We start from the raw sequence: 5,694 nt of genomic DNA on the forward strand, positions 1-5,694 counted from the left end.
AACCCCTTTGACCGCAGGTAGTCGGCGTTGGCTTTCTGTTGCAGTGCTGTGATTATTTTTTCGCGTAGTGTCGTTGGCAGACTGTTATTGATCACCAGTGGGCCGCCGGGAATTTCCTCGGATTTCCATAGAATTTTGATCTCGCCGGGCCTGAGCTGCCCCTCCTCGAGCAGCCGATGATTAACTACTGAATCGTAGGCGAATCCGGCGTCGCACTGCCCGTTGGATACCGCGAGTACCGAGGAGTCGTGGCTACGGGTAAAGATCGCCGTGAGATCATTTTCCGGCGAGATGCCGTTCTTTAGTAGCGCGGCTTTTGGGTACAGATATCCAGAGGCGGAGTTTTTGTCGACGAAACAGACCTTTTTGCCACGGAAGCCGGCGAGAGAGGTGATCGGGGAATCCGCACGTGTGATGCCATAGGAATAGTATCCCGGGATGTCGCCCTTCTCGACCACCCGGGCCGCTACGGCAGTGGCCTGGGTACCCAGCCGCTTGACGCGCACGTAGGAGAACGGTCCCATCTCAGCTATGTCGACCTGCCCGGTGCGGACACCTTCGATGACCGTCGCGTAGTCCGGCGCGGCCTGGAACCGGATCTTCCTGCCGGTCTCTTCCTCAAGCAATCTGAGAATCGGTCGGAAGGATTCCTCCAGGGGTCCGGGCAGCCGGCTGGGAACCGCCGTGAAAACCAGTGTCCTGGTGGGGTTCTCGCTATTATTGACGGGCGAGTGGCAGCCGGCTGTTGAAAGGGCAACGAAAACTGCCGCCAGTCCAGCGAAGATGCGTTTCATCTGCATTTTCCTCCGGCTCTCGCTCGGGTTCCCTGATCCGCGCACGAGCTGTTCCGAACAGCTTTCTCCCGGCTGGGGCCGGGTGCGCGAGAAAGGATGAGAAAATGAAGCAACATTAACTGGCCTGTTCGGTGGGGCAGGTCTCCTGGTATGGCAGCACCGGAATGTAGCGGGCCCACTCGTCCCTGTCGAGACTTCCTCCCGCGATGGTGCACGCATGGTGCACCGCGTATTTCCGGAGGTCGTCGAGACTCGTGAGATCCCACAAGATAGCTGTACCGTCGTTGCTGCCGGTGGCCAGTGTGTGCCCGTCGGGCGTGAAGGCCACCGAGGTCACTGATTTGAGATGATCGGTGAGGGGCTGGCCGAGTCGTCGCGGGCGGCTCCGGTCGGCGACGTCCCAAAGGATGACGGTATGGTCGCTGCTGCCGGTGGCCAGTGTCTGTCCGTCGGGCGCGAAGGCCACCGAGGTCACTGATTTGAGATGATCGGTGAGGGGCTGGCCGAGTCGTCGTGGCCGGCTCCGGTCGGCGACATCCCAGAGAATCACCATACCGTCGCTGCTGGCAGTGGCCAGCGTGTGCTCGTCGGGCGCGAAAGCCGCGGCGGTCACCGCTGTTCGGTGACCGGTGAGGGGCTGGCCGAGTTGCCGTGGATGGTCTCTGTCCGTGACGTCCTCCAAGGTCACGTTGCCGTCTGGGTCGCCGCCGATGGCACGGGTTCTCCCGGTCGGCGACAGGGCGAGAGACAGCGTCCGGTCACGGTAGCCAGCCGGGGGTGCTTCGAGCTGGTGGGGCCGGGTCCGGTCCGTGATGTCCCAGCCGATATCGGAGCCGTCCGAGCCGCGGCCGACGAGGGTGTTCCCATCGAAAAACACCTCGGTCACCGGAGTGTGATGGCCCAGGGGCGGGCCGAGCCTCTCCGGCCGGTTGGTGAGATCCCAGAGAAACGCGCTGCCGTCACCGCTGGTGCTAGCCAGTCTGTGCCCGTCGGGTGCGAATGCCACCGAGGCCACCGGCCCTCTGTGACCGGCTATCACCTGTTCGAGCCGTGTCTGAGCGGGATCGGTGATGTCCCAGAGGGAGACTATACCATCGCTGCCGGTAGCCAGTATGCGTCCGTTGGACGTGAACGCCGCGGAATACGCCGGCTCTTGGTGGCCGGCCAGCAGCGGTCCGTCCCGGCGGGGATGGCTCCGGTCGCGGACGTCCCAACGGACCGCACTGCCGTCACCGCTGGTGGTAGCCAGTGTCTGCCCGTCGGGCGCGAATGCCACCGAGGTCACCGGTCCGGAATGACCGGTCCGCTCCTGTTCGGGGTTGAGCCAGCGGGGGTGGGCCCGGTCGGTGACGTCCCAGAGGTGCGGCGTGCCGTCGCCGTCGCCGATAGCCAGGGTTTGCCCGGCCGGCGCGAAGGCCACTGATACCGCGCTGCCGCCGCTTCCGGCCAACGGTTCTCCGAGGGCATGGGCATTGGCACGGTCGGTGACATCCCACAGAACCGTCGTGCCATCGCCGCCGCCGGTGGCCAGCGTCCGCCCGTCCGGGGCGAAAGCCACGGAAACCACACTGTGTTGTTTGCTGACAGGCCTGCCGAATGCATGGGGCTGCCCGGTGAAGGGCTGTCCGTATGCGTCGGCGCCGTGCCGGCCGGGGAGTTCCCACAGAAGTATGCTGCCGTCGCTGCCGCCGGTGGCCAGCGTCTGTCCGTCCGAGGCAAAAGCAACAGATGACACAGTGCCGCTGTCGTTGCGAAGAGCTCCTCGGTAGCGCATGGCGGTGAGTGTGCTGAGCAGACCAGAATGGGTTTCGTCGCCCGGGTGGATGCGATACGCCGCAACGGCAAGTTGCAGAGCGACACGGGGGTCGACGTCTCGAATGGCGTCGGCTTGCGCGATGAGCTGCCGGGCGGTTGCGATTTGCTGTTGGGATCTGGCGTCTCGTTGGTTGATGACGGCCACGCCGGCTCCGGCCAGCGTCAGGATCAACAAGGCGGTGCTCGTGATGGCGAACAGCATGGTCCGGCGCGCTCGGCGGCGTTCAGCCTCGGCACGGGCATTGTCGCTGTCGATGCTGGCAGCGAGAAAGGTCCGGGCGGCCGGGGCGAGGCTGTCGTGCCGGCCGGAGGTTTCGACCCGCTCACGGGCCAGGGCCAGCCGGGTGCCGCGGTAGAGCAGGTCGGGGTCATCGCCGCTGTCCCGCCAGGTCTTGGCGTCGTCGCTGAGGCCTTGTTCGACGATGAGGGCGGACCGGTCGGTGTCGATCCAGGAACGTAGGGCTGGCCAGGCATGCAGCAGCGCTTCGTGCGTGATCTGCACGGTATCCTGGCCGATGGTGAGCAGGCGGGCCTTTTCGGTGGCGAACGCGTCGAGCACCGCTTCGACGGCGCTCCCGTCCGGGTACTCGGCGATCAGTTCAGCGCGGGAACGACGGCGTCGGGTGTCCTCACCTCCGTCGGCACTGACGTGCACGAGGCGGAGCAGCAGCCAGCGGGCCGCGGCCTGGCCGGCCTTGTCAAGCGCGGCATAGACCCGTTCGGCGGTGGTGGCGACGGCGTCGTCAATGCCGCCCGTCGCGGCGTAGCCCGCGGCGGTAAGCAGCCGGTCGTCACGTTGCTGCCAGGTAGTCAGCAACGCATAGGACAGCAGCGGTAGGACGCTGACGCCGTGGACGCGGCCGGATCCGACGCTGTCCACGGCTCCGCCGATACCGAGGTCTCGCAGGAGCATCTCCACGAGGCCGGCTTCGAGATCGAGCCCGACTTCCTGCGCGGGGCGGCGGATGACGTCGATGAGGTCGGCGCGGGTCATCGGCCCGACGGGGACCTGGCCGTCGCTCAGCCCGCCGACGAGCTCGGGGTGCTCCGTGGCGCGGCCGTAGAAGTCCGCGCGCATCCCGATGACGACAAGTGCGGGAGGCGGGATGTTGTTCCGGGGGGTGCTGGCGGCGGTGAGTGCCCGGACGAAGGCCTGTTGGTCGGTGGCGGGGATGTCGTTGGTGAACAGCTCCTCGAACTGGTCGACGACCAGCAGCATCCGCGGTGTCGGCGCGGCGGCGCCAGTCGTCGCCCCCGGCTCGGCGGTGTAGCCGGTATCGGCGGGCATCGCGGCGTCAACAGCGCTCTCCGTGAGATCAGTCGCCCGTTGTGGATCATCTGCCAGGAGAGCACGAACAGCCTCCGGTGGGCTGCCAGTGGCGCGGGCCAGCAGCGAGGCCAGCTCGGCGAGTGGGTCCGAACCCGGGGTGATGACATGGCACGGCCATTCCCATGATCCGGGTACATCCAGCTTGCCGGCACGTACCGCCGGGATGAGCCCGGCGCGTAGCAACGACGATTTGCCCGAGCCGGAGGCCCCCACCACCATCACCGGGCGGGGATCGGTGAGCCGGTCGGTCAGCCGCGCCAGCAGCGAGGCGGTGAGCGTGTCACGGCCGAAGAAGAATCGTGCGTCGTTCGGGCCGTAGGCCTCCAGCCCCCGGTAGGGGCAGATGTCTTCGACCGGATCAGGGTCGGTGTCGGTGTGGCTGTCGGGCCGGAGTGTTTCCTGATCGCCGCCGGGCTGGCCAGGGCGGCGTGAGGGCGGGGGCGGCCGGTAGGCCCGATTGTCGGTGAGCATGAGATCGCCGGCTCTGCCGCCGGCGTTGCGACGCGGTTCCGGTCGGCCGGTGGCGGGCAGGGCACGGGCGAGATAACGGTAGGCGCGTTCGAGGGTGAGCCGTGGTGGGCCGGTCGGGTCACCCCTGGTCAGGAGGTCTATCAGCGCGCCGGTGAACGCGGTGTGCCGCTCGCCCGGCAGCGCCAGGGCCGCGTCCTCGGGTGCGGCGGCGGTGAGCAGGTAGCTGTCGCGGACGGCGGTCATCGCGAACACGTCATCGGTGCCGGTGAGCAGCGCGGCCGATGCCCGGCCGGCAAAACAGCAGTCCAGCACGACCGCCACCGTCCGCGCCCGGCAGTTGGCGAGGGTGTCACGGAGGGCGCGGTAGGGAAAGGCCTGGTAGTTCGGCGTCGGTGGCCGGGTCAGGTCGAGTGAGGCGGATGTGGCCAGGTGCAGCTCGCCGTCCGGGCTGAGCAGCCCGTGGCCGACGTAGTAGACGAGCAGGACGTCGCTGGCCTCCTGGGCCGCGGTGCTGACCGCATTGTCGAACACGATCGGGTCGGCCGGGTCGACCAGCGTGCGCAGCCCCGGCTCGGGCAGGCCGCAGCGGTCTGTCAGGCACCGTGCGAGGTCGGTAACGGTACGGGTGACCGCGGGAACATCGGGCAGCCGTGACCCCGGCTCGTGCGTGCTGGTACCGACGAGCAGCATCCGTACCCCCGGATTGGCCAGCCCGGTCACGGTGCGCGGTTCGCGCCGGGCTGGCCGCGGCGGGGAGGCACGGGCGGGCTCGGGTCAGCGCTCGCCGCCGGGGGGAGCGGCCCGCTGAGTGCCTGGCCGAGCTGGTCGATCTCGTCCCGGAGGCTGGCGGCGTTCAGCTCCCGTATCCGCCGTGCCGACAGCCGGATCGTGGTATGGCCGTCCCGCCGTTCCACGGTGATATCCACATCGCTGTGTCGGCTCCGAATCCAGGAGATCAGGCCTGCGAGCAGCACCGATACGGCACCGCCCGGACCCAGCGCGACGATCAGCGTATCGAGGGCCGACCCCAGCTGGCCTGGAGCCGGTGTCTGTTCGATGGGCTCCACCCGGCCGCGTAACTCGTCTTCCGCGGCCAGCCAGGCCTGCAACGATCGGAGATCGTCCGTGGTGCTTCCCGGCAGCCGTATTGCCACGTCCATATGTCTCCCCCCAATCGACCAGCGAGGCCTGCATAAGAGCGCCCTATCCTCGGGCGCGCTAAGAGCGACCGGCAATAGGGACGCGGCATCGCGGGGCTGGGGCACGCACCTCGCATCGTTGTCG

At 67.7% G+C, this 5,694-nt stretch carries 3 protein-coding genes; all 3 read right to left on the reverse strand.

The features are described from left to right. The coding region (locus MJ797_RS19065; RefSeq protein ID WP_239337165.1) for a phosphate/phosphite/phosphonate ABC transporter substrate-binding protein at positions 1–794 on the reverse strand (794 nt) is incomplete at its 3' end. A 115-nt stretch (positions 795–909) separates the two neighbouring features. Continuing rightward, a complete protein-coding gene (locus MJ797_RS19070; RefSeq protein WP_239337168.1) occupies positions 910–5,130 on the reverse strand; it encodes a caspase family protein in 4,221 nt (1,406 codons plus the stop codon). Next, positions 5,127–5,564: a hypothetical protein gene (locus tag MJ797_RS19075; protein ID WP_239337171.1), complete on the reverse strand. Its 438-nt coding sequence runs from the start codon at positions 5,562–5,564 to the stop codon at positions 5,127–5,129. The genes MJ797_RS19070 and MJ797_RS19075 overlap by 4 nt, the downstream gene beginning before the upstream one ends. Positions 5,565–5,694 lie beyond the last annotated feature (130 nt).

Source organism: Protofrankia sp. CiP3 (assembly GCF_917627345.1).
In the GTDB taxonomy this organism is placed as follows: domain Bacteria; phylum Actinomycetota; class Actinomycetes; order Frankiales; family Frankiaceae; genus Protofrankia.